This window comes from uncultured Escherichia sp. (genome assembly GCF_948475835.1).
Lineage (GTDB): Bacteria > Pseudomonadota > Gammaproteobacteria > Enterobacterales > Enterobacteriaceae > ECMA0423.
Genome location: NZ_CAOLGM010000208.1, coordinates 1 through 4,160, shown reverse-complemented (window position 1 = coordinate 4,160; position 4,160 = coordinate 1). Strand labels below are relative to the sequence as shown.

The window sequence follows — 4,160 nt, the reverse complement described above, 5'->3', positions numbered from 1 at the left end:
TGCTGGAACGCCGGAGTTTCTTCCAGCGCATGGCGCAGGTAAAGCCCGATAATCCCTAACGGCAGAGCAATAAAGAACGGAATACGCCAGCCCCAGTCGAGGAAGTTCGCTTCGCCGACAATGGTCGAAATTAACACCACTACGCCAGCACCCAGCACAAACCCGGCAATAGAACCAAAGTCCAGCCAGCTGCCCATAAAGCCACGTTTACGGTCAGGGGAGTATTCCGCAACAAATATCGACGCCCCGGTATATTCACCGCCGACCGAGAAACCTTGTGCCATCTTACAGATCAACAGCAGAATCGGTGCCCAAATACCAATCGTGTCGTAGGACGGTATTAAGCCAATACAGAACGTACTGATCGACATAATCACAATAGTGATAGCGAGGATCTTCTGGCGACCATATTTATCGCCCAACATACCAAAGAAGAGTCCGCCAAGCGGTCGAATCAGAAAGGGAACGGAGAACGTGGCAAGTGCAGCAACCATCTGCACGCTGGGGTCAGCCCCCGGGAAAAAAACTTTACCTAATGCGTAAGCAACAAAACCATAAACACCAAAATCAAACCATTCCATTGCATTACCCAGTGATGCTGCGGTAATGGCTTTACGCAGTTTACCGTCATCAATAATGGTGACATCACGAAGGGTAATCGGTTTTACTTTTTTCCTTTTCAGCATAGCTTTCCTCGCAGAGTTGGCCCATTTCCGCAAACGCCAGAAAAATCAGCGCGACGGCCGCAAAAGGGGAGCGGGAATTGCAGGATGCAATCTCTGTAACAAGCGTAGCGGGTTTGCTTACACCCTCCGGTTAAGGAATGTACAATCAAACCAGTTGACGCCTGAATTGGGCAGTTAATGACCTTTTTACCCTACCAGTGTTTAAATTTGTGATCAACTTCACACATGGATTTCGTTTAGGACTCATTGATGTAACTGATTATTTACGCCAAATTTACAGAGAAGATTTCCTCGACCATTGCCCCCGCCAGACGCTGCGCTGAACAGAGTCGTGGCATCCCCAGCGCGACAGTTTGCCAGCGTTGGGTCACTGACCAGCAAACGGGTTGTTTATCTGCCGTGGTCCACTTTCCCAGCCAACTTAAAAAATCAGCATGATCCCCGCCCGTCGGAACGGTCGAAGAGGCAAACCACTGATGGTAATAGTGACGCGTGGTCGGGGCCGCATTGATACTCTCTGCCAGATGTTGTGTCGCTTTCACGCGCAAATCACCCAGCAACAACGCCACCGCTTGCGGGCTTCCCAGACGACAGGCATCGCCAAATGCCCCCCAACGCAACTCTTCGAGAACGATAAAACAGCGCCCAGGCAACGACCAGGCGTTATACGCCCCAGCACGCCAGCGGGTAAAAATTTGCTCGCTCTGTTCACCCGCCTGCACCAGTAGGCCTCGTTGCGTTAATGCCTTTTCCTTCCAGCGACAACGGGCTGAAAACCACTCATACAAGGCGGCAATTTGCTGGGGGAGCTCCGGGAAAGCAGAGTGCTGGCGGTGATCCATTTTTTGCAGCAGCGCCAGATGCTGCGCGATCTGCGTCAGTGCCAGATGACCGGGATCCAGCATCGACGCCAGTTTTTCCACCAATGTCAGACGCAGGCTAAGCGGCGCATTTAACATGCCGCCGTTCGTCCATGTCTGAAGCTGCACGCGCGCAAGAAGTTCCTGCATCAGTCGTTCACGAAACTGCTGCTGATGGGCTTGTGGAAGGCGGGCATCATCGCCCTGCGCCAGATCCACTAAAAAGCGGGGATAAACCGACTCCAGCACGCGACCGGGGCCGTCAAGTAACGTCTTGGTCAATATCGTTCTGCCGTGAAAAGTGTTTGAATATCATCGCGTAACAGCTGGGCGTCGGTGTAAATCCAGCCGTGAGTCATCACAGTCTGCTGCAATTGCTGCTGCATCAGCCTGACCACCGATTCATTTTGTTGACGCAGAGCCAGACTTTCGCGTAAACGCGTCTGTAATTCCGTCAAACATGAAGCGAACTCAGCGAAAAAAGTATTCATGCCTGCCGTAACAGATTCATCGACCTGCTCTGCCAGAACTTTAGCCATTTGTTGGCAATAAAGATCGACTTCTGCGCTTAAAGCTCGTTGCAACACACTGTAATCAACCGTTTCTGTCGGGGATTTCTCATTTCCCCGTCCCCAGTCGGGCTGATTCAACCAGCGCGAAAAAGTCTCACGCACAACGCCTAAACGCGTGCTCTGCTCGTCCGTTGCATCCTGGCGCGAAATGACTTCACTGAACAGCTGGCGAGTGTTGAAGTGGGGAACTACGCCGTGAAAAACAGGAAAATGAAACCCAGGACGAAACCCTGACTCGCTCAATTCCATTTTGACTTGTTGCTCAATGGGCCGAATAACATCGGTTAACACCCGGCAAAGGGTGGATTCAAGCTCGGCAAAACGCAGCGTAAAGTCGCGACTGATGGTGTTCTGCGCCGTCTGTAACAGTGTCTCACAGCAGGTACGAATCTCGCTTAACGGCTCCGAATCATCCTGAAACAAGGCGGCTAACTGCGCATTCAGCGCATCTTGCTGTTGACGCAGAAAGTGGTTGGCGGAGGTCAGGGCCAGCTCGATTTCATGTTTAACCTCGCCGCTCACCTGCGCCTGATTGAGTTGCAATAGCTGCAAACTTTCTTCGACCTGATGGATATTTTGCCGCAATTGTTCACAAGCGACGTTTAACCCGTGCGCACGAAAATCCAGGTATCCCCGCGCCTGCTGCGCGTAATTCAACAGTTTATGCGCAGCAGATCGCAGAGCATACAACGAGGCGTTAGCGTAAGCGGCATGAAGCAACGCCTGAATTGGCTGGGCGAACAGCGAATCTTCCCACAACTGATCGGCAGCATGACGAATATGTTCGAGGTCCGCCAGATCGTCATGACGCCAGCGCCTGCCGAGCGCAGCATGGGCAAAATCTTCCACCCAGCGTTGTTGCTCTGGCGCTGGTAACTTACCGTTGTTGGCTAACTCATGGCGCGCTCGATTCGCCAGGTAGCCCCACATCGACGACACCGGAAATATCTGCTGTGGCGTAATACAGCCTTTCATCAGCGTCCCGGAAATCAGTGCCCGCACCTGGTCGGCGTCGTCACTGTTACGATCCTGTTGATCGAACTTATTGACCAGCACATACAGCGGCACCGATTGCCCCACCGCCAAAATCGCCTCACGGACCTCTTCATCGGAGATCGATTTCAGTTGCGTATAATCCAGCACCGCCAGTACCGCCGAGGCGCGTGCCAGCTGCTGGTTAAGCATTTTTTGCAGATGCGGTTGCCCGGCTTCATTTGGCCCGGGGGTATCCAGTAACGTCAACTGACCGGGATAACTCTCCAGCCCCGCCAGATGGACAAACTCCACTTCAATCACGGGAATATGCTCAATGGCGGCGTAAGCAGAAAAAGGAAAATCGACGTCCAGCGCCTTCGCCAGTCGCACTAAATCATTCAAACTTTTCAGACAATGAAAAATAGGCTGGGCACCCAGATAATATTTTTCGAAAGCGACGCCATTTTCGATCCGCTGCATAAGCGCACGCATATCTTTATCTATTTCCAGCACATCGGTCAGATGCTTAATATCGCAATCACGCAGGCGCTGTTGTAATTGTTGAATTAAACAATCGATTGGCGCGACATGTGAAAAATGCAGTACCGGTTCCTTTTGCCCGGGCGTATGGCGAATAAGCGTCGGCAGCGCAGTCATTGGGCGATTACGATTAGGCAGAACCTCCGTACCAACAATGGCATTAATGGTGGTTGATTTCCCTGCTTTCATGGTACCGACAATTGCCAGCACCATTTCCAGTCGGGAAATTTTACGCAACTCATTATTCAGCATCGCGTGACGTTCGGCGATATTAGGCTGACTCCAGGGTAAAGCCAGTTGTGGCGCGTCGTCTCCGGGTACAGAGAGAGGCATTTTTTCCAGTAACTGCAACTGTTGGCGAGAAAGCTGTAACAGGCGTTCAGCCTCCTGACTTAACTCATACAGGGTCTGTGTGTACATAGAAAATTCTTCCTTAAAGCAAATTTTGTTACTTTTATTTAGCCAGATTGTTTTTGAGTTCTGTTTTCGGCTTTTATAATTACTGCAAGAAATAATTTTATATTTAG

3 protein-coding genes are annotated in these 4,160 nt (G+C 51.2%); all 3 read right to left on the bottom strand.

Going from position 1 to position 4,160, the window contains the following annotated elements:
- Positions 1–686: MFS transporter (locus QZF50_RS22805; RefSeq protein ID WP_290389007.1), on the bottom strand; the 686-nt coding region annotated here is incomplete at its 3' end.
- A gap of 263 nt (positions 687–949) precedes the next feature.
- A complete protein-coding gene (locus tag QZF50_RS22800) occupies positions 950–1,828 on the bottom strand; it encodes a YjcZ-like family protein (protein ID WP_000169175.1) in 879 nt (292 codons plus the stop codon).
- Positions 1,825–4,053: a clamp-binding protein CrfC gene (crfC, locus tag QZF50_RS22795; protein ID WP_000288592.1), complete on the bottom strand. Its 2,229-nt coding sequence runs from the start codon at positions 4,051–4,053 to the stop codon at positions 1,825–1,827. Before crfC ends, QZF50_RS22800 begins: the two co-directional genes overlap by 4 nt.
- Between the last annotated feature and the right edge of the window lie 107 nt (positions 4,054–4,160).

What these genes read in the sequence shown, in the direction of transcription:
- crfC (WP_000288592.1), bottom strand. Translation starts at nt 4,053, where the DNA reads ATGTACACACAGACCCTGTATGAGTTAAGTCAGGAGGCTGAACGCCTG.